The sequence below is a fragment of the Paenarthrobacter nitroguajacolicus genome, from assembly GCF_051027655.1.
In the GTDB taxonomy this organism is placed as follows: Bacteria; Actinomycetota; Actinomycetes; order Actinomycetales; family Micrococcaceae; genus Arthrobacter; species Arthrobacter nitroguajacolicus.
Window position 1 is genome coordinate 1,233,098 of sequence record NZ_CP073234.1, and the last position, 21,715, is coordinate 1,254,812.

Genomic DNA, 21,715 nt, shown 5'->3' on the forward strand with positions numbered 1-21,715 from the left:
TGTAGTTCTCTGGCGATTACGCGTACATGAGCGAGCCGGGCGTGGTAAGGGTTTCGCCGGTTTCCAGCCAGGTTTTGAGGCCCGAGAGGATCATGGGCCAGCCGCCGTACAGTTGGTCGTTCGCGCCTTCGCGGAGCTGATCGTGCGTCAAAGTGAGGTGGCATGAGTCGCCGACGGGCTCGATTTCCCAGGTGATCCGCGACGTTCCCTCGGCCTTCACATCCTCGCCCCAGAGCGCACGCATGGTTTGGACGAGCCGACGTGGGGGATCCACTTCGATGTTTTCGCCCTCGCCGAGTGGCGAGTCCGCCTTGACGTTGTGCATCTCGAAGCGGCTGCCCGGGGTCCAGTCCGAGGTGAAGGTGTTTCCGAACTGGTATTTGCTGCGGATCTCGCTGTTGGTTATGGCTTCCCAGAGCCGCTCCGGGGTGGTCTTGATGTAAATTTCGAAGATCTTTTCCATGGGACTTTCCAATCTGGATTTGAGGTCGCTGAGGGCAGCGGCCCATGGTTCTGCGTATTTGCTCACCCATCGATCGTGGATGAGGCGGATGGGAACCGGATTCAGGAAGTGCAGCTTTTCGCGCCCCCGACGGCGGGTGACCACCAAGCCCGCATCCTCCAACAACTTGAGGTGCTTGGCGATACCGAAGCGGGTCATCTCGAACCGGGCCCCCAAGGCGGAGGCAGACTGACCGTCCTCGCGGAACAGCTCATCCAGCAGTTCCCTGCGGGTCGAGTCTGCCAAGGCCTTGAACACTACGTCCATGGGCTCAGAATAGGTGACCAATTGGTCACATGTCAATGGATTTTCTGTTGGGCCTCTATGTTCTCTGGGGTGTGTGGTGGTGGTTGCGTCGTGGTGTTTGTTGGGGGTCGAGGTGGGGTGGGGGGATGAACCAGGGGACCCCGGTTGTGATGTCGATGCGCCATTGTTCTTTGTGGATGAGGTGGTGGTGGTGGCTGCAGAGCAGGGTGCCGTTGTTGGTTGATGTGGTGCCGCCGTGGGACCAGTAGGTGGTGTGGTGGGCTTCGCACCAGGGTGCGGGGATGGTGCAGTCGGGGAAGGCGCAGCCGCCATCGCGGGCGGTGATGGCTTTGCGGATGTGGGGTGGGAAGATCCGGGTGGTGCGGCCGATGTCCAGGACGCGGGAGTCGGTTCCGAGGAGGACGGGGATGATGTCGGCGTCGCAGGCGATTTTGCGGATGGTGTTCGGGTGGATGGGGCCGGTGAAGGTTGCTGTGCCGGTGCTGAGTGGATTCAGGGCCGCTCCGGTGTTGCCGTGGTCGCCGTGGGTGCCGGTGTTGCTGTGGTTGCTAGGTCGTGTGTTGTGGGTGAGTTGTTCGAAGAGGTCGCGGTGGTCGATGGTGACGGTGAGTTGGGGTCGGAGTCCGCCGTTGGAGGGCAGTTTCCCGGTGGTCATCGCCAGGGCGCAGGCTCCGACGAGGCCGTTGAGGAGTTTCTGGGCCCGGCTGCGGCGGTCCAGGTCCGGTCCGCTGGGCTTGTCGTCGGTGGGATTGTTGCCGGTGGTGAGTCGTGGGTTGGTGGCGGTGTTCATGGCGGTGGTGAGGGTTTCGTATTGTTCGGCGGTGGCGAAGATTTCGAGGTGGTGGAGTCCGTGGCGGCGTCGGCGGCGGAGGAACGCGCCTTGGAGTTGGCGGAGAACTTCCTCGGATGGTTCGGCACCGTCCTGGTCGATGACGTCGGTCCAGCGTTTGGTCATTTTGGTGACGAAGTCCGGGTCGGATTCCATCGCGGTGGTGGTGAGGGCGTGTTCCATCCGGGTGATGGTGTCCTCATCGGTGAGTTGCCGGACGGTGTCCAGGGCGGTGCTGATGATCGTCGCGGACCGGGACGGTACCAGGGCTGAGGAGAGGGCGTCGGCCAGCACTTCGCGTCGGGCCGGGATCTGTTGCCCGGCCATTCCCGTCTGGGGCAGGACATCGGCCGCGAGGGCGAGCCTGCGCCGGGCTTCCCCGATGCTGATCCGCAACCGGGCCCGAAGGAACTCCGCGGCAGTCCGGTACCCGTCATCCAAAGGGCTCACTGAGCCGGCGGCCTCAGTTACTGGCCCTGGACCGATCACGGAACCGGCCCCGCGCACGGAAGCTCCTGCGCTAATGGAGCGTGGTTCACCAACGGATCCTGGCCCCACGTCGGATCCTGGCCCGACGTCGGATGCTGTCTCTGGTTCAGTCCACCCAGTCCGCCATCCCGGCCCGGCCCCGAACGCGGACGCCCCCGGCGACGCTTGCTGTGCTTCTTTCCGGGTCCGTTCCACCGCCTGCGCCGCGACGACCTGCAAGTACTCCAACGACCGGGAGATCTCCTCGACCCTGCCCGCAAAGTCGGCAGCCTCAACAAAACCAAACAACCGCGCCTCATCGACTACGGATTCACGAAGCGACCCCAAGGCTTCGCTCGCCTGCTCAAGCGGCTCGCCCACAGCACCTGGTGAAGGCCGGCCGCCTTCGATCAGACTTGCTCTGCGCTTGATGTCGGCCGCCAAGACTAAAGGCAAACCAGGCACAGCATCCAAGGATTTCACGCCGTCACCGGTGCTGAACTCCGGTAAGCCGCTCAATGACTCCAATCCGGGAAGCAGCCCAGCGCCTCGAGGGCTACCCGCGAGAGTGTCGGCCGCCGTCGAACCCCTTAACGTGGCCGTCCGGACAGGGACACTCGCGGACCCTAGGGACCGCTGACGCAGCAGGGCATCGGCACCCGGCGAACCCGCCCGCCGTGCCACCACCTGCCCGATTGCTCCCATGAACCAACCCTGTCATGGGGCTCTGACATTATTAGCGCGAACGGTTACCGGGTGATCTGTTCGCGCAGGATGTCGGCATGACCGCAGTGCTGTGCGAGCTCGCGGAGCATGTGCAGGTAAACCCATCTGAGTGGCAGCGGGCCGCGTCGGTTACCCAGCACCAGGTCATCGAGTCCAAGGGGAGCGGCCGCCCGTCTGGAGGCTTCGCACGCCTCTCGATGCGCTGCCTGGATACTGGCGATGGTGTCTTGGTCGTCCAGAATGAACGACTCGTCAGGCGTGGCCGGGATTCCAATCTCGCTCCGCGGCCGAGAGGTGATGGCTTCGTCGAACCAGACTTTCTCCACGAACGTCACGTGCTTAACCAGGCCCAGAAGTGTTGTTCGGGAAGACACCAAGGATCGGCGTGCCTGCTCCTCCGTGAGTCCATCCAGGCACTCGTTGAGGGCTCGGCGGTGCTCGTCCAGGAAGGCATCGAACTGCGTCCGGGCATCGGATTTGAACACATCATCAGCCAAGGTCTGCGGTGTGGCACTCATCCGAAAACCACCGTGCCGTCGTCGTTAATGCTCCAGCCTGGGTTGTGCGCGATTTCCCAAACGATCCCATTCGGGTCCTTGACGTGACCGTGGAAGATGCCGCCAAACGCACCGGACTGGGCGGGTTTCACCACAGTTGCCCCGGCCGACGCCAGGGAGTCGATGGTGCTGGACACCTCAGCCGGGCTGCCGACGTTGTGTGAGAGCGTCACGCCACTGACTCCTGAAGTAGGAGTAGTGGTGCCGAGGTCCTGATCGAACTTTTCGGCGTCAAACAGGCCGAGCATTAGTCCCGGCGCAACCTGGAAGAAAAGGATCTCGCCGGGAACATCCATAGCCGGATCCCAGCCGAGCCCGTCCTTGTAGAAGGCGCGGGCGGCGTCGAGGTCCTTTGTGGCGAACGTGAGGAAATGCAGTCGCTGGTCCATACGGGAATCGTAGCGGGAAGGTACGACGGCGGTAGCCGACTATCGTTGCGGCGGCAGACCCGCGTAGGTGCTTCTGCAACGATCCGGTGGTCATTCGTGGGAATCAGGAACCCCCGGCCGTCCACCGCGGCAACAATGAGGACATGAGTTCTTCTGCACGCCTGGCCCGGCGTCGGCTTCAACGTGCGGCCCTGCCGATATCAGCGGTGATGCTGGTGAGCTTGGCTTCTGCAGGTTGCGGTGCCTCGATAGGCGGGGCGCCACCTTGTTTGCCGCCGGAACATACCGTCAGCCCTTCCTCGGCGAAACCGGGTGAGTCAGTCACTGTTTCTGCGCCGGATGCCAAGTGCGATCCCCGATATGGCGAAGACGCCCTGATCAGTATCGTCTTCATTGATGCGGCCGGGGTTGAGGTGCTCAACACGACAGCACCCATGGCCGACGCCGGCGGGTTCAACTTCACCGCGGAAGTCCCTTTGAACTCCGCCCCAGGCGTCATGGCTGTGAATGCCATGCCCCATGGCGTCGATTGGTGTGACGACACCGGCAAGAACAACCGGGTAAGCCAGGGCGAGCTTCCACTCGAGAGGGCATCCTGCGTCCTCCCCACGAAGCCCCTCAACATCACCAAGTAGGCCGACTTGCCGGGTCTTGTTGAGGCCCGGTCAAAGCTGGTGGGAGGATGGAGCAGTGGAACCCCTCTTCGACTTCCTTGGCAGTTACTGGTGGCTCATTTTTCCTATCGGCGGGATGGCTGGTGGCTGGGCAAGGTCGTGGTCGAAGGCCAGCGAGGAGCGCCACCGGCGCAAGGTTGAGTTGCTGAAGTTACGGAACCAACTGGCGGTCCACGAGGAAGCCAATCAAGCCGAGGTTGTTTCGCTGATTGCCGCACATGATTCAGTGAACCACCGGTGGCTGGAGTACGAGCTCGACGTAGGCAACCTTATTGATTTCCCGCTTATGACGGACGTCCGCGAACCCCTTACGGTCGCGTTCCTACGAGCCAAAAAGGAAGCCGACGGCTTACGCCCAGCTGCACCTGAGGACATTTCGACGCCGGCCCGGTTGGCTGAGTACCGGACAGCTGTCCACAGCTTTGAACTCGCTTTCGACGTTGCCGAAAGGGAAGCCCGGCGCATCAAGGACGGCAACTTCAGCGGCCCGGAACGGCAGCGATTGGCTACGGCAAGGAAGCTGCTCCGCATTGCTGAAGACACCGCAGCCACCCCAGCCGAACGTCAAACGGCGTACAAACGTGCCCGCAAAGAACTCGATGGCCTGATCGTCCTGCCTGAGGCAACGGTCGCCGCACTTGAAAGCAAGATCATTAGCATGCTGGACACCCGCAAGGACCCCGACACGGACGTCCGGTTCGCTTGAGACTCCGGTGGTGTGGCTTCCCGACCCTGTTTGAACTCGCGACCCGGGCCATTCAACCGGAATAGGGTGCTTTCTAATATCTCGGGATCCAAAGTGGATCGGGACGGCACAGCAGCTAACCAAACTCGACACCCATCACGGTCCGCACCAACGCCCCGCCCTGATCGTCCTCGAGCTGCCGCATTCCCAGCCGCTCAGCCACCCGACGCGAGGCTACGTTGTCCGGGTGGATAATCGCCACCAGGCGACCGACCCTAAGAACATCCCGAGCAAGTTCCAGGCAGGCCAAAGCCGCCTCCGTGCCGTAACCGTGCCCCTGGAGGTCCCGGCGAACGTGGTAACCGACTTCGAGCTCGGACCGTCCGTTGACTTGTTGCCGCGTCAGCCCGCAGTCGCCGACGAACCCGCCGTCGTGCGTTTCCACGATCCACAACCCAAAACCGTCGCGAGCATAATTCGTCTGGTTCCACTCGATCCAAGCCAGTGCTTCGCCGCGCGTTTTGGGCGCTGGGTAGTACCTCATTACTGCGGGATCGCCGAGCATCGAGCTCATTACCTCGATATCGGCGAGTGTCATCTCCCGAAAGCGGAGGCGGGCTGTCGGGTGGGGGAGCATCTCTGAAGCCTAGCTGCAGCAGAGCCGTGCCTTCACCACCTTCTTTGAACTCGGCAGGCCCCTAAAACAACCATAATCGGCTGAATTAGAGCCCCTAAGAATCCAAAGTGGGTGGTGACGGTACGCAGTCTCTAGCCCGAGCCGCCGATTAGCCCCGGCCCATGCTGGTCGAGGGGTCGCCGCCGCCTTCTGACGGGTCGGCGCGTAGGTCATCCGGGTCCCCGCTCGGCAAACCGGCCGGGCCTGACACGTCGCCGGAGCCGGCAGAAGCGTCAGCGTCAGTTTCGGCGTCCTGGTGAGTTCCGCCGTCGGGCGTGGCTGTGTGACCGGTGTCGCGGTGCCTTGGTGCGTCGCCTGTCGCGGTGTGGCTCCGCTGGGTGTCATTCGGAGAGAGGTCCTCATCCATGGCGTTGGAGCCCTCGCTGATGGAGGAGTGAACCTGGATGTCGTCGTCTTTTTCGCCGGGTTCGGGGACGCGCCCGTCGTTGACGGGATCGGAGGTGCCCGCCAGATCTTCCATTGCGTTTTCGGTGGCCTTGCGGATGCTGTCTTCTACGCCCATCAGAACGACTCCTTTGCACGAATGGTCCGTATTCCGGATCTCGGAATGCATTAGTAAGCCTACTTACTTCCGCGGGCATACGAAACCCTTCCCTAGGTTGACAAACGCCTCTCCGTTACTCATGTATCCGCAGGTCAAGACCGGTTGGGGCTGCACTTTGTACCGGTGATCGTTGGACGATAAGGTATTGCCAGACCGTTTTGCAGAGGGCGGCCCTTATCGCTCCTTTGCTGTCTGCTGGGGACGCATTTCAGTCAGTAGGAACGTGCATGGTCAACCCCCGCCCTGAGCAGGAAGCTCTCCAGAATGGATACTTTTTGGATCTAGTCCTGGGCAGCGAAGACGTCGAAGCTTTTCTCGGCGAGCTCGCGGCTTTCTCCGCCGAAAGCCTCTCGCACCCGGAAGCGCCCGTCTTCTGTGGCATCACCGTATTGCGTCGTAAGAAGTCGGCCACCGCGGCCAGCAGCGATGATCGCGCCAGAGCAATGGATGAGCTTCAGAACGACTTTGATGGCCCTTGTCTCACGGCCATGGACAAGCTGACGCCGGTGATGGTGCCGGACCTTCTTCGGGAACACCGGTGGCCAGGGTATGTGAAGGCCGCGTCGCACCAAGGCTTGCGATCCATTCTGAGTGTCCCCCTCCTGGTTGAAGGCGATACCCGTGCCGCGTTAAACCTGTACTCGGAGCAGCCGGACGCGTTCAGCGGTGACGACGTAGAGCGGGCTGAAGTTTTCGCCTCCCACGCCTCGAAGTCGTTGCGCCTCGCCCTGAAGATCGCACAGTTGAGCGATGCCCGTAACGATCTCGCAGCGGCCATGCAGTCCCGCACGGTGATCGATCTTGCGGTCGGGGCCATCATGGCTCAGAACCATTGCAGTCAGGACGAGGCCTTCACCATCCTTCGCACTGCATCCAGCAACCGCAACATCAAGCTGCGGCACTTGGCGAAGTCCATCATCTCGGCGGTTTCGTCGGGGAAGATCACCACACACTTCGAGGAGTAGGGAACTACCGCCGCAATGCGCCTTCCCACACCAAGGTCACGGCGTTGCGTACGCGGCTCCGGGTCGCTTCGACGGATGCGGGGTCTGAACCCGGTGCCCGGACCACGAACTGGTAGTAATACAGTCCGTTGATGAGGTCGATCATGGCCTCGACGTCCAAGTCCGGCGAGAGCTCACCGGAGCTGATGCCCCGCCTGATTTCCTCGGCAATAGGTTCACGGCGTCGGGATACGTGCTTGTCCCAGGACAGCGCACGGAGTTCGTCGTTCTCCAGACCCATGGCCACGCGCTTCTTCACCAAGGCACCCACGCGACCATCAACGTCGATCGCCGCCTCCTCGTAGGAGGCGAGGATCGTTTCAAGCGTGGTGTCCCTGCGTTGAAAGCCAAGGTTGGATCGGACACTGTCCAAGGCGGCGGCCAGCAGTTCCTCGCGGCTGCTCCAACGCCGGTACAAGGCAGCCCGGCTCACGCCGGAACGCTCCGTAATGGCCGAGATTGTCACGTCCCGGGTGTCCCTTCCGAGCAACAGCTCCACCGTGGCGGCCAGGACTGTGGACTCCAGTGCGGTGTCGCGAGGCCGGCCGGGCCGCCGCTCAGCAGCGACGGTGGCTTCAGCAGCAACGGCGGCTACTGAAACAGCGCCTACTGCATCAGGCATCCTCAGCCACCAGGCGTTCGCGGAGTTCGGCAATGGTCGCATCCGAAAGTCCCGCGTGCCGGACAGGTTCCAGGACACTCCCGTGACGTTCCACGAGAAGCCGTTGCATGGTCTCCATCGATTCCGCATGCGCCCCCATCATGGCGCCCATACCCTTGATCGCTTCCTCATCGAGCACGCGGTCTGGCATGAGCCCGCCCATGATGGCCCGGAGCCGTGGAAACAACTGCGGCAAGCGGGTGGCCGTCACTGCATAGTCGGCGGAAATGGTCGCCGGGGTGGCGCCCAAGGCAGAAAGCACGACGGCGGCGAACACACCCGTACGATCCTTGCCGGCCGCGCAATGGAAGACGGTTGTGCCCTCACTCATGGCCACGAGCGTCACGCCCAAGGCAAGCTGCCTGGCCTGGGTTTCGAGAAGGTTCGCGTACCAAGCACCAACCTGCGCAGGAGTAGTGGCAGAAGACATTATCTCGTGGCTGATGTCTTCCGGCGACGAAACAGAAGCCGTCAAGGCAAGGTGGTGATAGTTCACGCCGGGCACGGTCAGTGGGCCGCGACCGGTCATGAGTGCCTCTTCCGGTGAGCGGAGATCGATCACGGAGGTGACGCCGTCGTCGATCATCTGCTGGGCGAAAGCGGCGGGCATCACTGAGACGTCATCGCTGCGGAGCAGCACGCCGGGGCGCACTGTGCCACCGGCAACGGGTAGGCCGCCGAGGTCGCGCAGGTTGACGGGAGCGAGGTCAAGAGTTTCCAAGAGGGCTTCCTAGCTGAGTTTGGCGCGGATGAAGGCGCTGACCCGGTCGATGATGGTGACCAGCACGACGATGCTGATGATGATGGCGCAAAGGTGGCCGTAGTCGTACATGCGCATTGCGGTAGTGAGCTCCAGGCCAATGCCGCCCGCGCCCACCAATCCCAGGATGGTTGCGCCGCGGACGTTTCCTTCGAAGAGGAGCAGGGTGTAGCTGACCAGCAGCGGAGCGGCCTGGGGGAGTACCGCGTAGCTGATGATCTGCCGCTTGTTGGCGCCAACTGCGGTCAGCGCTTCCATTGGTCCGGGTTGCACGGATTCCATGGCTTCCGCGTAAACCTTGTCGATTGAGCCAACCGAACCCAGCACTATCGCGAGGATGCCCGCGAAGGGACCCAAGCCAACTGCGGAAACGAACATGAGCGCGAAGATGAGCTCGGGGATGGAACGCAGCACGTTCAGCACCGCCCGGCATGACGTGTAGACCCAGCGCGGGGCGATGTTGCTGGCAGCGCCGAAGCTCAGCAGCAGCGACGCCAAGGCGCCAAGGACGGTGCCCACCAGAGCCATCTGCAGGGTCTCGACGAGTAGCTTGACGATGATGCCGAATTTGTCGAACGTTGGCGGGAACAACCGGCCCAGGAAGTTGCCCATGTTCGGGATGCCGGTGAGGAGCTTTTCGGGGTTGAACCCGGCGCCCATTCCGGCCCAAATAAGTACTACAGCGATGATGACCCAGAGCGCGGCGCCGCGTGGCGTAGGAAGGCCGAAGGGGCGGGAGAGCCGGAGGCGGTCGGCTTCGGGGAGGCTCGTGTTGATGGTTTTGCCGGACGGTGCTTCCGGGGCAATCTCAGTTTTCGAGGAGCTCAGTGTCTGTTCCATAAATCTGGTGCACCTCCTTTTCGGTGATGTTGGTGGCTGGACCGGCGAATACGAGCTCGCCCGAGTGCAGGCCCAGGACGCGGTCGGCGTAGCGGCGGGCCAGGCCCACTACGTGCAGGCTGACGATCACGGGGATCTGTTCCTCGCGGGCGATATCGCGGAGGAGGCCAAGAATGTTCCCGGCGAGGCGTGGGTCCAGAGAAGCAACTGGTTCGTCGGCCAGGATCAATCGCGGCTGCTGCATCAGTGCGCGGACAATGGCGACGCGCTGCTGTTCACCACCGCTCAGGCTCCTGCAAGGCTGTTTGGCTTTGTGCGCCAGGCCTACCCGGTCCAGCAATTCAAGAGCCATGCTCCGCTGGGCCCTACTGAATGTGCCCAGGATGTTGATCGGTCCGGCTGAGTGGAGACCACCCGTGAGGACGTTCGTCAGGGCGGTCAGCCGCGGCACCAGGTTGAAGTGCTGAAAAACATACCCGACGTCGGAACGCAGCTCGCGCAGTCCGGTCGCAGTCTGCTGTGCGACCGGGCGCCCGGCAACTTCCAGCGCGTCAGCAGTAAAGGGAGCAATGCCGGTGAGGGTCTTCATGAGGGTTGACTTGCCCGAGCCGGAGTGGCCCAGCAGGGCCACGACTTCGCCAGGGTAGACATCCAGATCGATTCCCGCCAGTGCCACCTGCTCGCCGTATTGGACGCTCAGCCGACGCGCCCGAACGGTGGGCGTCGCGGACGAGGCGAGTGCCGCCGTCGTGAGTTCTTCGGGTGACAAGACGCTCATCGGATGTCCTGAAGATCCACGCCGATGGACTCGGCCACATCCACCAGCGGGGCATACGTGCTGAACTCGGGGTCCTTAGTGGGTTCGCCGGTGATTCCGAACATCTTGGCCACCTTCTGGTTGCCGGTCATGAGGGCTGGGAGCTTGGCCTTGAGGGCTTCACGGGCTTCGTCGTCCAGGCCCTTGCGGACAACAATGGAGATTCCGACAGGGATGGGATCGGACTTGGCAATGACTGCGACCTCGTCCTCCTTGATGACCCCCTTTTGGACGAACGTGGGGTAGAGCTGCCGGGCCGTGCAGGCAACGTCCACGTTGCCGTTCGCCAATGCGAGGACAGCGGAGTCGTGCGAGCCGGCGAACGTGCTCTTGTAATCGGTGCCGTCCGTGAGGCCGGCTTTGGCGAGCAGTGACTTGGGCATGAAGTAGCCGGTGGTGGAGCCAGGATCGATGAACGCCACCTGCTTGCCCTTTACGTCGGCCGCGGACTGGATGCCGCTGTCCTTCTTGGCCAGGCAGAAGCTGGCGGGTTCGGTGCTGGCTGGCCAGACGAGGAGGAGGGGATCCACGCTCTCCGTCTTGTACGCGAGGGCAGCGGAGAACTGGCTGAGGATGGCGACATCCACGGATCCGTTGCGGACAGCCTCGACGACGCCCAGATAATCAGCGGGCTGCAGATTGGTCACGGTGCGGCCGGAGGCTTCGCCTACCATGGTGGCGAGTTCGCCCATGATGGCTTGCTCGTCGGGGTCGTCAGTGCCCGGAGGGGTGGCGAAGACGAGCTCAGTCTTGCTCTGGTTGGCGGAGCCGGCCGCGTTGGCGTCGCCGGAGCAGCCGGCGAGGGCGCCGATGGCCAGGAGGCCGAGAAGAGAAGTTGCGATGATGCCTGCACGAGCGTGCATGGTGGTGCCTTCCGTCATGTGTTGGGGGTGACGGGAATTACGAAACCAGCAGTATCTGAATCGAAATTACGAGACTGCCGTACTTCAAATGGCGGGGAGGTTAACTGTTCGCGCCCGCCTTCGGTGGGCCCCCCAGTCCGCCCACCGAACCTGTTTCGTGACCCGAGGCAACCATGGAGCAGACTTAGACGAGTGACCGCCAATAAGCCCCGCCCCGGCCTTGCAATTGCTGCGCTGAGCCTCGGGACGGCGCTGAATCCGTTGAACTCGTCCATGATCGCCGTGGCGCTGGTGGTCTTGCGGGAGCATTTCGAGCTCGACGTCGCCACCGTGACTTGGGTGATCACCTCGTTCTACCTCGCGTCCGCCGCGGGCCAGCCGCTCATGGGCCGGCTCGCCGACCGCTTCGGTCCGCGCCGCCTGTTCATGTTCGGCATGGCGTTGGTCGCCGTAACCTGCGCAATCGCACCGTTCCTGCCTAACTTCGCGCTGGTCTGCGTGGCCCGCGCGCTCATGGCTGTAGGGACCGCGACGGCGTACCCGTCCGCCGTCGTGATGGTCACCGAGTTGAGCCGGCTAATGAACCTGCCGTCCACGCGGCCATTGGGCCGGATCCAGATGGCAAACACGTCTGCCGCGGCTGTGGGCCCGGTGGTCGGCGGCCTGCTGGTGAGCCTCGTCGGTTGGCAAGCGCTGTTCGCGATCAACGTGCCCATCGCTTTGTTGGCGATGATCGTGGTGTACAAGGTGGCACCCGTGGATTCCGGGCGCGAGACCGGCAAGCTTGGGCAACTGATCCGCGATTCCGACATCCCCGGCATCCTCGCGTTCGTCACCTCGCTGATGCTGGCCATGATGGCGCTGCTCAACGTGATGCCCGGCTACCGCTGGTACCTGCTGGGCGCCGCTACGGTGATCGGCGTGCTGTTCGCCTGGCGCGAGCTGCGTTTCCAGCCGCCGTTCCTGGACCTCCGTTTGCTGGGCCGGAACCGGCCGTTGCTCCTGGTCTACTTGCTGTTTGTGGTGTTCAGCGGCGTCTACTACTTTGCGTTTTTCGGACTTCCGCAATTGCTGCAGGAGGCAGGAAATTACGACGCCGGCGTGGTGGGCCTTCTGATGCTGCCACTTGCGGCGTTGTCGGTTGTGGTGACGCCACTGACCGTGCGGTTCATTGAGCGCTTCGGCGTGCGTTCCGTACTGATCACCGGGGTGTTGATCCTGACGATCGCGACCGGCGCACTCGGGTTCCTGACCATGACCCTGTGGGCGCCGTTGGTGTTCGTCCTGACTGCCTTGATGGGCGTGCCGTATGGGGTGGTCAGCACGGCGTCGAACCAGGGCCTTTACGTTTCCGCCCGCCCGGGAGAGAGGGGAGTGGCCTCCGGGATCTTCCAGACCTGCCGCTACCTCGGGGCCATCACCGCGACTGTACTGATCGGCGTGCTCTATGGCCCGGGCGTGAACCAGGCGAACTGGGGGATCATGGTGCTGGTGATGCTTGGCCTCAGTGCTGTGGTGCTTGTGCTGGCTGTGATGTGGCGTAAGCCCGCGGTTTAGGGGTTCAGCGGGACCAGGAGTGCCACCGCCCCGGCAATGGAGAGTGCTGCGCGTGCGTGATTGGCCGGCACCCAGCTTCTCAGGAACCGGTTCCAATCCTGGCTGCCAGCCTGCGCCAGCCGGTTGTTGAGCGGCACATTGACTGCCATGGTTGAGACGAACCCAGCCAGGCAAGCGGCAGCTCCTGCAACCCGCAGCGGGGGTTGGCTCGCCGGATCCACGACGGCGGTAATCACCACAGCAGCTGAGGCGGCGGCTGAGCCGAAGAACAGGATCATGAACGGCGGGGTCACCGCCTTCCGGTTGATGGAGTTCATGGCGGTGACGGCTTCGCTTGCTGGCCGGCCCCTAAGGGCGGGCATCACGAGTGCGGAGAAGGCGAAGTAGAAGCCGCCAACGAGTGCCGAACCAGTTCCTGCCGCCGTGGGTAGCCACGTGCTGAGAGTTGTCATGAGTCCAGTCTGCGCATTCGGTTCTGGACTCTGAATAGGTAAGACTCTCTTTTTCATACGTGAGCGTCTATGCTGACCGCATGGACCCGTTGTCGCAGTTCTTCACAGGACCTCGCGCCCAGGCTGCGTTCGCCTTGCGCGTGGTCATGGACCCTCCATTTGCCATCGACGTTCAGGACCAGGCCGCCCTTACCGTCATTGTTGCCGTTCGTGGACAAGCTTGGATCGCCGCGAAAGGCGCTGTTCCGGAACTCATGATTCAAGGCCAAGCGGCTACTGTCCGCGGGCCGGGCCCGTATCTTGTGAGCGATGCACCCGGCAGGCGTGCCACCGTTGTGATCGGGGAAGACCAGTCCTGCCGCACTCCCGAAGGCGAGCATCTGGAGCTCACGTTCTCTCAAGGCGTGCGGACCTGGGGGAACAGCCCCGACGGGGAGACGGTGCTGCTGATCGGCACGTATCAATCGAAGGCTGCAGCCGGTCAACTGGCCATGGCGGCGCTGCCCGCTGTGGCTGTCTTCGCGGAAGAAGACCTCGACGCCGGCCTGCTGGCCATGCTAGAACGCGAACTCACACACCAAGGCTTGGGCCAGGAAGGCGCGCTGGACAGGCTCTTGGATCTTCTCCTCCTGCAGCTCGTTCGCGCCAGCGTCCACCGTGCGGGGCCGGATAATCCAAGCTGGGCAACCGGAACCCGCGATCCGATGGTTGCCCAGGCACTCGCGCTCCTGCACCAGGATCCGGCGGCACCATGGACCGTCGCCGCATTGGCGCACAGCTGCCACGTCTCAAGGGCGACCATGGCCGCCCGCTTCCGTGCCGCCGTCGGGCAGTCACCCATGGCGTACCTCAGCACGTGGCGGCTGACGCTGGCTGCCGACAGATTGGCTTCGAGCGATGCGACGACGGCGGTGATCGCCGAAGAGCTGGGTTACAGCAACGCCTTCACGTTCAGCGCTGCGTTCTCTCGCGAGTATGGCGTCAGCCCGAGTGGCTACCGACGATCTGCATCCATCTCCTGAGATAGGGGCCTTCAAACCGCAGGTCTCCACCTTGACTAAATAACTGAGCGTGCTCATAATTGAGTTAAGTCATAAAATCTAGCACGGGAGAACCCACATGAAAGCCTTCGTCCTCAACCAGTACAAGGAACCCCTGCAGCAGATCGACGTGCCTGAGCCTGTGCTCGGGGGCCACGATGTGTTGGTGGAGGTTCACGCAGCAGGCCTGAACCAGTTGGACGAGAAGATCAGGTTGGGGGAGTTCAAGCAGATCCTCCCGTACAAATTGCCGCAGGTCCTGGGTCACGACGTGGCCGGCGTGGTTCTGCAGGTCGGCCCAGAGGTGCGGCACTTCAAGCCGGGCGATGAGGTCTTTGCGCGCCCAAGCAAAGACAGCATTGGCACGTTCGCTGAACGCATCGCCGTCCCCGAGGAAGACCTGGCTATCAAACCGGCAACCATCAGCATGGAAGAGGCCGGGTCGCTTCCGCTGGTGGCCTTGACCGCTTGGCAGGCGCTGGTAGAGCGGGGATCGGTGCGCCCCGGCCAGAAGGTGCTCATCCATGCGGGTGCCGGGGGAGTGGGCTCCATCGCTATCCAGCTAGCCAAATACCTCGGGGCCACGGTAGCTACTACGGTCAGTGCCGGGAACAAGGACTTTGTTCGGGAACTCGGTGCTGATGTGGTGATTGACTATCGGACCGAGGACTTCGCAGAGATCCTTCACGACTACGACCTTGTCCTGGACAGCCTCGGTGGCGAGAACCAGGAGCGCTCGCTGACGGTCCTGAAGCCTGGAGGGAAAGTTATCGGCATCGCTGGGCCTCCAGACGCCGGCTTCGCCCGCCAGTTGGGCGGAAGTCCTGTGCTGCTGGGCGTGACGACCCTGCTGAGCTCGGGTATTCGCCGCAAGGCCCGGCGTCTGGGTGTTATCTACGAGTTCCTCTTCATGCGTGCCGACGGGAACCAGTTGAGGGAAATTGCGGCGCTCATCGATGCCGGCGACATCAAGCCGGTTGTGGGCCGCGTGGTGCCGTTTGATCAGACGGCCGATGTCCTTGCTGCCTTGGAAAAGGGCGGCGTCCGCGGCAAAACCGTCGTTAGCCATCACTAGCCAAAACCACAAACCGACAGGACAAGCATCATGAGTGAGCAGAACATCCAGACAAGCGCGTACCTGAGGGTACCCGCTAAGACAGTGACGGCCGACGGGATCACCTACGCGTACAGGGAGATGGGGCCCAAGGGCGGGGTTCCGGTGGTTTTCCTCATTCACCTTGCCGGGAACATGGACAATTGGGACCCGCGCATCATCGATCCCATCGCCGAAAAACATCACGTGATCACCTTCAGTAACCGCGGTGTGGGGGCGTCAACGGGCAGTGTTCCGGACAGCATCGAAGGCATGGCGGACGACGCTGCCACCTTTATCAAAGCCCTTGGTTATCCGAAAGTGGATCTCTTCGGCTTCTCGCTTGGTGGCATGATCGCCCAGTCGCTGGTGGTCAAGCATCCCGGGCTGGTCCGCAAGCTGGAGCTCGCCGGCACGGGTCCTGCTGGTGGAGAAGGAATCCAGAAGATCATCGGAACCACGTACTACGACGTACTCCGGGGTACTTTGACCCGGCAAGATCCTAAGGAGTTCCTGTTCTTCAACCGCAACTCTGCAGGCAAACTTGCTGCGCGGGCTTTCATCGAGCGACTGAAAGAGCGCACCACCAACCGCGAGGCACCCGTCAAGCTCCAGGCGTTCCAGACGCAACTGAAGGCCATCCGCAAGTGGGGACTGTCGCCGTCGGCCGATCTGGGCGTCATCACGCACCCGACACTGATCGCCAACGGTGACAACGACCGCATGGTGCCCTCGGTTCTTTCGAACGACATGCACCGGAGGATTCCCGGCAGCGAGCTGGTTATCTATCCCGACTCGGGGCACGGTGGCATCTTCCAGTTCCATGACAGGTTTGTCCCTGTAGCCCTCGAGTTCCTGGGCCGCTGATTTGCCGGACCGCTGATACGGTAGCTGAATGCAGCCTGCGCCCCAGACACTTGGCCGACGTGAGCGGAATAAGCAGGAAAAGCTTGACCGCATCACCGCGGCCGCACGAGAACTTTTCACCCAATTCGGAGTAGACGAGGTCACCACCCAGCAGGTGGCTGAGAAGGCCGACGTCGGATCGGGAACCGTGTTCTTGTATGCCAAGACCAAGGCGGAGCTACTTCTCCTGGTGCACAACGTGAAATACGCTCAAGCCCTCGACGTGGGAATCGAAGCCGCCTCCACGGAAGTCGCGGTCCTTGACGCCGTGATGGCCATCATTCTCCCCATCATCGAGTGCAACCGTGTTCAGATCGAAAACGGCCGCACTTACCTGAGGGAAATCGTCTTCGGCGATCCTTCCGAACCGCACCATGCAGAGGCGTTGTCTCTCACCATCCGTACTGAAGCCGCCATTGCCGGGATTTTTTCCCGGGACGAGCAGCTGCTTGCCCGTGATCCGGAGAAGCTGGCAAGGATCGTCACGTCGATCATGTTCATCAGCATGACGTCATCAGCCAACATCGGACACACGGACGCCCAGGTTGGCGACGAGATCCGGGATCAGATCAGCGTGCTCCTGGGCGCCTGACTTTGAGTGGGCTGGCCGCTTGCCGAGTTGGCCTAGCGGTTGAGGTACGCCTCGTGCTGGCGGTGCGCTTCGGCCACCTGCTCGCGGATCTGCTCCACGTCCTTGGCCTTGTTCCTGTACTTCAGCGGCATCTGCACGATCTGGGCTTCTTCCGCAGTCAGGGCCCTGTAGATACGCTCGCGCTCGTTGGCATCAGCCGTGTAGTCGAGGTCGAGGTAGTTGACGGCGTGGCGGCGGGCGTTGTTGATGGCAGTCTGGGCCTTGCCAGCCGGGCTGAGGAGCGAGAGCACCACGGTGATGATCAGGGTTCCGATAATGACGCTGAGCGAGAGGCCCGTGGTGATTTCGATGACGTTGACGTGCTCGCCGTCGTTGATGAACGGCAGGTTGTTCTCATGCAGGGCGTGCAGGATCAGCTTGACGCCGATGAACGCGAGGATGGCTGCCAGGCCGTAGGAGAGGTAGATGAGGCGGTCCAGCAGTCCGTCGATGAGGAAGTACAGCTGGCGCAGGCCCATCAGCGAGAAAGCCGTGGCGGTGAACACGATGAAGACGTTCTGAGTGAGGCCGAAGATTGCCGGGATGGAGTCGAGGGCGAAGAGGATGTCCGTTCCGCCGATGGCTACCATCACCAGCAGCATGGGAGTCAGGGCCCTCTTGCCGTTGACCATGGTGAACAGCTTGTCGCCGTCGTACTTGTCCGTGGTGTGGAAGAACTTCTTGGCCAACCGAATGATGAAGTTGTTGGCCTGGTTATCGCCGTGGTCGCCGGGCTTGAGGAGGTTGCCGGCCGTCAGCAGCAGGATCAGGCCGAAGATGTAGAACACCCAGGCGAACGAGTTGATCAGCGCGGCGCCCAGGAAGATAAAGCCTGTCCGGGCGATCAGCGAGAAGACGATGCCGAAGAGCAGGACCTTCTGCTGATCCTCACGAGGGACCCGGAAGCTCGCCATGATGATCAGGAACACGAAGAGGTTGTCTACCGAGAGGGCCTTCTCCGTGATGTAGCCGGCGAAGTACTCGGACCCCATTTGGCCGCCGCCGAAGATCAGGACCAGGATGCCGAAGACCACTGCTAGTCCCACATAGATGCCGGACCATACGGCCGCTTCCTTCAAGGTGGGGACGTGTGCCTTCCGGATGTGGAAGAAGTAGTCGAAGGCGAGCAGCGCCAGAATAACGACGATGGTGATGCCCCAAATGAGGGGAGAGACAGTCATATGATCCTGCTTTCGTGAGGTGCGGCGTGGTACTCACCGAGGGTCAGAAGTTCTGGGCTCAAATTTACCGGCTTCGTTGCGGCGGGTGCTAACTGGGCGACGCACCAGCCTCGCGATCAGGGGTTCTCTGCTGACGATTGGTATGCACATCGTCCTGCGCACCGGATATGGCACGTGCTGCTGGCATGTCCCGTAGGGGTGTGGGCCGCGGACCACGATTACATCCACTTCCCAACCATGTCGCATCGCTTCCTGGAGCCTTGGCCGATTTGTGTTAGCCCGGATTTTGTCTACGTAAATACGCGCGGCCGCGACGCCCGCGGCCGCTAGGGCGTCTATCTGTCGAGCGAGGTCCGGCTTAGTCGTTGACACTCTCTCGCGTATCCGAAATCCATGTCTGAGCCGTACCGAAAGTTGTTTCTCTAACAAGGATTTGTTACATCCCTTTTGGGACTACATACGGGACGTTGGTGTTTCGCGGGATTCCTCGGAGTCGGATCGGCAGGGGAGAGTCCCATTCCGGGTGTCCCACTCCCAAGGAAATGGGACACATATCCGTGTGGCCTTTAGGGCACCCCGGCAGTTTTGTGGGCGGGTCTCACAGGAATTCAGTAGTCCTGGACGGGCAGGGGCTTCGATACACCTTCGACGCGGACGGTGGGGACCGGCTAACGGGCGCATAGGTAGTCCCTCTGTGAAAGGTGGTGAATCTAACTTGGAACACTGCCCGTGGTGGGATCGTCCGCCGCTAAAATCCTTCTCGAAAGAATGCGTTAAACGCCGGCGGCCACTGCAGAATCAACACCGCCCGGTGGCCGAGCTGGAGCGGACGTTCTAGGGAAGAGGATTCTAGCGGCGAATTCCGTTGCCTGCAGTCTGGAAACTTCACGGGTCTTCCGTGCTTCATTCCCTCACTTATTTCAACCGAGCGATGGTTACGCGGAATCATCGTCCCTTGTGGCCGCATGGCCAAGAGCGATCACCTTGCCGTGGGGTGTTAGCCTCAACCAAAAGCCATCCCCCATCGGGTGCCAGTCCAGAGCATCTAGTTCCATCTCTGACCGAATAACCCACGTTTCCGATGGGGGTGCCCAATCCTCAAAACCCGTCTCCCCAAGGTCTCCGGGCACCATGAGCTCCTCAGAGTAGAGGCGGTGGAGGACGTCCAAGGCTACGCGTTTGGTGTCGGGGTTAATCGTGCCGCTCGTGCACACCCACACCACGTTATGCAGCGAAACCCAGTCTACGAGTCCATCCTCAAGTAGTTCGTCGATCATTTCACGCTCACTCAATACCGCACACCTTCCCCGAGATGCACAGTACGTTGCTTTCCAGTCGTTGGGAATATATCAATTGTCGGGCCACCAGTGTCGGAACTAGTCCGATACTGGACCCTCCCACCATCTGGCAAGCGATATGCGTCTGGGATCTTTGGACCCCGCATATCCAGACGTTGTAGCCACCGCTCGAAATAGCGAAATCGCAGTGGATTGCGAGGAGTTTCCGCCCCGTGCGCACAACCTTGAAAGCCTGGGAATCCTGCTCTCAGCTAGGGCGGATCAGATCGACCAACGGTTTGCAGTAACCCGGTGGACCGTTCACGAGTGCCTGGTCAAGCTTGGCAGACGAGGTCTCGGAGACGTGACGCCGTTGCATTTCAATTACCGCCGGAACATGGACGACCTCATGAGGGCTGAGGATGTCTACTTCAGATCTGTGTTAGTGAGCGACGCCGTCGTCACGGTCGGTGTCTTAGAACCCTTTCGCCTGATCGTTCAGAGCGGTCAATTCTTGTTCGAGAGTTGACCGCAAGGTCTGCGGATAAGAGCAAACAAACCTGACCGCCGCCAAGGGGCTGACCGGGTCCGATTGACTACGGCATTAGCACGGCACTGGCAACCAGTGCCACCCGCCGGCGAGACGGGTTCCGTTCTCGGCGACCCTTGGTCGGTGACTGGGGGCAACGGGCAATCCTCGTTGGACGTGCCGGGGTAACGGTTATTGACCAGGTCGCCCTTGCTGGGCGCAGGCGTTCGGATGAACGACGACGGCGGCAAGGACTTCTTCGGTACCCCCACCTTTGGTGCTTTTCTGTTGGGACACCGAACATCGGGGCTGGTGAATGAAGGGGTGATCATCATGGATATTGCGATGGGATTTCGCCAATGAGGTTGGGGTGACTCTGGTTGGCTCGGCGAGGTAGGGCAGGCGTGGGATCCGCTGGAGGAGCGGGTCCCACGCTGTTTTGTTTGGCTCAGGTGCATTCCGTGGGAGTCACACAGGAGTAGGGCTTGGTTGATCCCCATCCTGAGTGGCAGATGTCGGGTCAGCACTCCAGAGTGCTAGTCCGTTTCCCGGCAACGACACGAGCAATAGGCCGTCTGGCCCAGCGAGCGTCCAGGCCTCGTACCGCTCGTCTGGCAGAACATCAATGATGCTTCCGTCTGGGAATTCCAGGTGAAGAGCGCGGCCGCCCTGGGCGCACTCAACATCGGGCTGTTCTTCTTCCTCCTCCTGTTCTTCACCGCCTACCAACTGCCCGGCGGGGTGGCGGCGCTGGTCGGGTCGATTCAGCCGCTGTTCGTGTTGCTTCTTGGAGCGCCGCTGCTGGGGGAGCGGATCCGCATGACGCACATCGTCGCGTGCGCTGTGGGAGCGGCCGGAGTCGGCTTGCTGGTCCTGCGGTTCACCGCGACGCTGACCGGTTATCGGTGTGCTTGCCGGGATGGCCGGCGCGCTGAGCATGGCGGCGGGGATTGTGCTCACCAAACGCTGGCGAAGGCCCGACGGCGTGGGGCTGCTTGGGTTTACCGGCCTGCAGTTAGCGATGGGTGGGGTCATGCTACTGCCGGTCACCTTGGTGGTTGAAGGTTTGCCGAGGTTGGTTTCTGTTCCTAATCTGGCGGGTTTTGCTTACCTCAGCGTGATCGGTGCGCTGGCTGCCTACGCGGTCTGGTTCCGTGGGATCCAGCGGCTGCCCACGATGGTGGTCTCGTTCCTGTTTTCAGGTTCCGCAGATCAGCTACCGTCAGGACGTTGACGGCCCCGGGGTTATCAGGACTCAAAGCCAGTGGAATTGCGTCGCTTAGCGGTGCTGGGAAGCCGGGCTTGGTCCTTGCGATGTAGGAGGGCTGCAGGCTCTTGATATTGGAGGCGGCGGCCGGATTGAGGAAGACTTTGTCCTCGGCCGATGCGTCCCGCGTGCTGCTTTGAATGAGGGCGATGACGGGAACAGGGTTTCCCCCGACCCAGATGACAACCCCTGGCGCAGCTCTCTCGATGCCGATCGTGGCGGCCGCCTTACTCCCCACAACGGCGGCGGGAAGGTCCGGGTAAGCTGCCAGATTGCTCTCCGCAGTCTGCGGGATCAGTTGGCTATCCCAAATCGACAGGCGATTGGCGTCGGCTATCTCGATGAGTCCGTCGAAGTATGCAGTCGAGGGGGATGTTCGTGTTATCTGAGCGTCGGCGGGGGCGGCGATGAAAGTCAGACCAACACGTTCGACACCCTCAATGGCATCAACAGCCTTGTACGTTGCTTCCAGCTCGGCATTGGTTGGCAGGGTTCCGGC

At 61.9% G+C, this 21,715-nt stretch carries 26 protein-coding genes; 11 read left to right on the plus strand and 15 right to left on the minus strand.

Going from position 1 to position 21,715, the window contains the following annotated elements:
• Positions 1–16: 16 nt before the first annotated feature.
• The 4 genes from KCX59_RS06185 to KCX59_RS06200 are packed head-to-tail and all read right to left on the minus strand — an operon-like array spanning position 17 to position 3,738.
• Entirely contained in the window at positions 17–769 is a 753-nt protein-coding gene (locus KCX59_RS06185; protein WP_179018181.1) for an ArsR/SmtB family transcription factor, read from the minus strand.
• A 55-nt stretch (positions 770–824) separates the two neighbouring features.
• Positions 825–2,771: a DUF222 domain-containing protein gene (locus KCX59_RS06190; RefSeq protein ID WP_434122633.1), complete on the minus strand. Its 1,947-nt coding sequence runs from the start codon at positions 2,769–2,771 to the stop codon at positions 825–827.
• 44 nt (positions 2,772–2,815) lie between these two features.
• Positions 2,816–3,310: a DinB family protein gene (locus KCX59_RS06195; RefSeq protein WP_178997681.1), complete on the minus strand. Its 495-nt coding sequence runs from the start codon at positions 3,308–3,310 to the stop codon at positions 2,816–2,818.
• The gene (locus KCX59_RS06200) at positions 3,307–3,738 is read right to left on the minus strand and encodes a VOC family protein (RefSeq protein ID WP_178997683.1); all 432 of its coding nucleotides are present in this window, start codon (positions 3,736–3,738) and stop codon (positions 3,307–3,309) included. Before KCX59_RS06200 ends, KCX59_RS06195 begins: the two co-directional genes overlap by 4 nt.
• Positions 3,739–3,881: 143 nt before the next feature.
• Here KCX59_RS06200 and KCX59_RS06205 point away from each other — a divergent pair, with 143 nt between their 5' ends.
• Complete coding sequence (locus KCX59_RS06205) at positions 3,882–4,373, plus strand: hypothetical protein (RefSeq protein ID WP_256870871.1); 492 nt, start codon at positions 3,882–3,884, stop codon at positions 4,371–4,373.
• Positions 4,374–4,428: 55 nt separating this feature from the next.
• The gene (locus KCX59_RS06210; RefSeq protein WP_091465892.1) at positions 4,429–5,118 is read left to right on the plus strand and encodes a hypothetical protein; all 690 of its coding nucleotides are present in this window, start codon (positions 4,429–4,431) and stop codon (positions 5,116–5,118) included.
• Positions 5,119–5,233: 115 nt separating this feature from the next.
• On the opposite strand, the gene KCX59_RS06215 is transcribed toward KCX59_RS06210, so the two are convergent.
• Entirely contained in the window at positions 5,234–5,734 is a 501-nt protein-coding gene (locus tag KCX59_RS06215; protein ID WP_179019380.1) for a GNAT family N-acetyltransferase, read from the minus strand.
• Positions 5,735–5,882: 148 nt separating this feature from the next.
• Positions 5,883–6,296 carry a hypothetical protein gene (locus KCX59_RS06220; RefSeq protein ID WP_256871590.1) on the minus strand — a complete coding sequence of 138 codons (414 nt, stop codon included), beginning with the start codon at positions 6,294–6,296 and terminating at the stop codon, positions 5,883–5,885.
• A 269-nt stretch (positions 6,297–6,565) separates the two neighbouring features.
• On the opposite strand from KCX59_RS06220, the gene KCX59_RS06225 reads away from it, so the two are divergent.
• Complete coding sequence (locus tag KCX59_RS06225) at positions 6,566–7,303, plus strand: GAF and ANTAR domain-containing protein (protein ID WP_179019378.1); 738 nt, start codon at positions 6,566–6,568, stop codon at positions 7,301–7,303.
• A gap of 4 nt (positions 7,304–7,307) precedes the next feature.
• On the opposite strand, the gene KCX59_RS06230 is transcribed toward KCX59_RS06225, so the two are convergent.
• Genes KCX59_RS06230 through phnD form a run of 5 tightly spaced genes read right to left on the minus strand, consistent with a single transcriptional unit; the run spans position 7,308 to position 11,283 of the window.
• On the minus strand, positions 7,308–7,964 hold the full coding sequence (locus KCX59_RS06230; RefSeq protein ID WP_179019376.1) for a TetR/AcrR family transcriptional regulator: 657 nt from the start codon (positions 7,962–7,964) through the stop codon (positions 7,308–7,310).
• A complete protein-coding gene (locus tag KCX59_RS06235; protein WP_179019375.1) occupies positions 7,957–8,724 on the minus strand; it encodes a tyrosine-protein phosphatase in 768 nt (255 codons plus the stop codon). Before KCX59_RS06235 ends, KCX59_RS06230 begins: the two co-directional genes overlap by 8 nt.
• A gap of 9 nt (positions 8,725–8,733) precedes the next feature.
• Positions 8,734–9,603, minus strand: coding sequence for a phosphonate ABC transporter, permease protein PhnE (gene phnE, locus KCX59_RS06240; protein WP_179019373.1), 870 nt, complete (start codon positions 9,601–9,603; stop codon positions 8,734–8,736).
• Positions 9,572–10,381, minus strand: coding sequence for a phosphonate ABC transporter ATP-binding protein (phnC, locus tag KCX59_RS06245; protein ID WP_179019371.1), 810 nt, complete (start codon positions 10,379–10,381; stop codon positions 9,572–9,574). The genes phnE and phnC overlap by 32 nt, the downstream gene beginning before the upstream one ends.
• A complete protein-coding gene (phnD, locus tag KCX59_RS06250; protein WP_179019369.1) occupies positions 10,378–11,283 on the minus strand; it encodes a phosphate/phosphite/phosphonate ABC transporter substrate-binding protein in 906 nt (301 codons plus the stop codon). Before phnD ends, phnC begins: the two co-directional genes overlap by 4 nt.
• Before the next feature lie 192 nt (positions 11,284–11,475).
• On the opposite strand from phnD, the gene KCX59_RS06255 reads away from it, so the two are divergent.
• Complete coding sequence (locus KCX59_RS06255; protein ID WP_178997697.1) at positions 11,476–12,840, plus strand: MFS transporter; 1,365 nt, start codon at positions 11,476–11,478, stop codon at positions 12,838–12,840.
• On the opposite strand, the gene KCX59_RS06260 is transcribed toward KCX59_RS06255, so the two are convergent.
• Positions 12,837–13,292 (minus strand): DUF1772 domain-containing protein, encoded by a 456-nt coding sequence (locus KCX59_RS06260; protein WP_178997699.1) that lies wholly within the window; start codon positions 13,290–13,292, stop codon positions 12,837–12,839. The two genes, KCX59_RS06255 and KCX59_RS06260, sit on opposite strands and share 4 nt — an antisense overlap.
• An 80-nt stretch (positions 13,293–13,372) precedes the next feature.
• Here KCX59_RS06260 and KCX59_RS06265 point away from each other — a divergent pair, with 80 nt between their 5' ends.
• The 4 genes from KCX59_RS06265 (at position 13,373) to KCX59_RS06280 (ending at position 16,923) form a co-directional block, all read left to right on the plus strand.
• On the plus strand, positions 13,373–14,314 hold the full coding sequence (locus KCX59_RS06265) for an AraC family transcriptional regulator (RefSeq protein WP_179019367.1): 942 nt from the start codon (positions 13,373–13,375) through the stop codon (positions 14,312–14,314).
• A 97-nt stretch (positions 14,315–14,411) separates the two neighbouring features.
• Positions 14,412–15,407, plus strand: a complete 996-nt coding sequence (locus KCX59_RS06270; protein ID WP_179019365.1) for an NADP-dependent oxidoreductase — start codon at positions 14,412–14,414, stop codon at positions 15,405–15,407.
• A gap of 30 nt (positions 15,408–15,437) precedes the next feature.
• Positions 15,438–16,292, plus strand: coding sequence for an alpha/beta fold hydrolase (locus KCX59_RS06275; protein ID WP_179019363.1), 855 nt, complete (start codon positions 15,438–15,440; stop codon positions 16,290–16,292).
• A 28-nt stretch (positions 16,293–16,320) separates the two neighbouring features.
• Positions 16,321–16,923: a TetR/AcrR family transcriptional regulator gene (locus KCX59_RS06280; RefSeq protein ID WP_179019361.1), complete on the plus strand. Its 603-nt coding sequence runs from the start codon at positions 16,321–16,323 to the stop codon at positions 16,921–16,923.
• 32 nt (positions 16,924–16,955) lie between these two features.
• On the opposite strand, the gene KCX59_RS06285 is transcribed toward KCX59_RS06280, so the two are convergent.
• Positions 16,956–18,143, minus strand: a complete 1,188-nt coding sequence (locus tag KCX59_RS06285; RefSeq protein WP_179019359.1) for a TerC/Alx family metal homeostasis membrane protein — start codon at positions 18,141–18,143, stop codon at positions 16,956–16,958.
• A gap of 935 nt (positions 18,144–19,078) precedes the next feature.
• Complete coding sequence (locus KCX59_RS06290; protein WP_179019357.1) at positions 19,079–19,435, minus strand: hypothetical protein; 357 nt, start codon at positions 19,433–19,435, stop codon at positions 19,079–19,081.
• A 745-nt stretch (positions 19,436–20,180) separates the two neighbouring features.
• Between KCX59_RS06290 and KCX59_RS06295 the strand changes: the two genes are divergently transcribed.
• Positions 20,181–20,312 (plus strand): hypothetical protein, encoded by a 132-nt coding sequence (locus tag KCX59_RS06295; protein WP_256870874.1) that lies wholly within the window; start codon positions 20,181–20,183, stop codon positions 20,310–20,312.
• Between the two features lie 105 nt (positions 20,313–20,417).
• Here the strand turns inward: KCX59_RS06295 and KCX59_RS06300 are convergent, their stop codons facing one another.
• Entirely contained in the window at positions 20,418–20,678 is a 261-nt protein-coding gene (locus tag KCX59_RS06300) for a DUF6188 family protein (RefSeq protein ID WP_370629240.1), read from the minus strand.
• On the opposite strand from KCX59_RS06300, the gene KCX59_RS06305 reads away from it, so the two are divergent.
• Together KCX59_RS06305 and KCX59_RS06310 are read left to right on the plus strand one after the other, a co-directional pair.
• On the plus strand, positions 20,601–21,011 hold the full coding sequence (locus tag KCX59_RS06305) for an EamA family transporter (RefSeq protein ID WP_370629239.1): 411 nt from the start codon (positions 20,601–20,603) through the stop codon (positions 21,009–21,011). The two genes, KCX59_RS06300 and KCX59_RS06305, sit on opposite strands and share 78 nt — an antisense overlap.
• On the plus strand, positions 20,902–21,183 hold the full coding sequence (locus tag KCX59_RS06310) for an EamA family transporter (protein WP_370629238.1): 282 nt from the start codon (positions 20,902–20,904) through the stop codon (positions 21,181–21,183). The genes KCX59_RS06305 and KCX59_RS06310 overlap by 110 nt, the downstream gene beginning before the upstream one ends.
• The last annotated feature ends 532 nt before the right edge of the window (positions 21,184–21,715 follow it).

Bases quoted from the DNA above. Each gene is read 5' to 3' on its own strand.
- KCX59_RS06185 (WP_179018181.1), bottom strand. From the start codon at position 769: ATGGACGTAGTGTTCAAGGCCTTGGCAGACTCGACCCGCAGGGAACTG.
- KCX59_RS06190 (WP_434122633.1), bottom strand. From the start codon at position 2,771: ATGGGAGCAATCGGGCAGGTGGTGGCACGGCGGGCGGGTTCGCCGGGT.
- KCX59_RS06195 (WP_178997681.1), bottom strand. From the start codon at position 3,310: ATGAGTGCCACACCGCAGACCTTGGCTGATGATGTGTTCAAATCCGAT.
- KCX59_RS06200 (WP_178997683.1), bottom strand. From the start codon at position 3,738: ATGGACCAGCGACTGCATTTCCTCACGTTCGCCACAAAGGACCTCGAC.
- KCX59_RS06205 (WP_256870871.1), top strand. From the start codon at position 3,882: ATGAGTTCTTCTGCACGCCTGGCCCGGCGTCGGCTTCAACGTGCGGCC.
- KCX59_RS06215 (WP_179019380.1), bottom strand. From the start codon at position 5,734: ATGCTCCCCCACCCGACAGCCCGCCTCCGCTTTCGGGAGATGACACTC.
- KCX59_RS06220 (WP_256871590.1), bottom strand. From the start codon at position 6,296: ATGGGCGTAGAAGACAGCATCCGCAAGGCCACCGAAAACGCAATGGAA.
- KCX59_RS06225 (WP_179019378.1), top strand. From the start codon at position 6,566: ATGGTCAACCCCCGCCCTGAGCAGGAAGCTCTCCAGAATGGATACTTT.
- KCX59_RS06230 (WP_179019376.1), bottom strand. From the start codon at position 7,964: ATGCCTGATGCAGTAGGCGCTGTTTCAGTAGCCGCCGTTGCTGCTGAA.
- phnE (WP_179019373.1), bottom strand. From the start codon at position 9,603: ATGGAACAGACACTGAGCTCCTCGAAAACTGAGATTGCCCCGGAAGCA.
- phnC (WP_179019371.1), bottom strand. From the start codon at position 10,381: ATGAGCGTCTTGTCACCCGAAGAACTCACGACGGCGGCACTCGCCTCG.
- phnD (WP_179019369.1), bottom strand. From the start codon at position 11,283: ATGCACGCTCGTGCAGGCATCATCGCAACTTCTCTTCTCGGCCTCCTG.
- KCX59_RS06260 (WP_178997699.1), bottom strand. From the start codon at position 13,292: ATGACAACTCTCAGCACGTGGCTACCCACGGCGGCAGGAACTGGTTCG.
- KCX59_RS06265 (WP_179019367.1), top strand. From the start codon at position 13,373: ATGGACCCGTTGTCGCAGTTCTTCACAGGACCTCGCGCCCAGGCTGCG.
- KCX59_RS06270 (WP_179019365.1), top strand. From the start codon at position 14,412: ATGAAAGCCTTCGTCCTCAACCAGTACAAGGAACCCCTGCAGCAGATC.
- KCX59_RS06275 (WP_179019363.1), top strand. From the start codon at position 15,438: ATGAGTGAGCAGAACATCCAGACAAGCGCGTACCTGAGGGTACCCGCT.
- KCX59_RS06280 (WP_179019361.1), top strand. From the start codon at position 16,321: ATGCAGCCTGCGCCCCAGACACTTGGCCGACGTGAGCGGAATAAGCAG.
- KCX59_RS06285 (WP_179019359.1), bottom strand. From the start codon at position 18,143: ATGACTGTCTCTCCCCTCATTTGGGGCATCACCATCGTCGTTATTCTG.
- KCX59_RS06295 (WP_256870874.1), top strand. From the start codon at position 20,181: ATGAACGACGACGGCGGCAAGGACTTCTTCGGTACCCCCACCTTTGGT.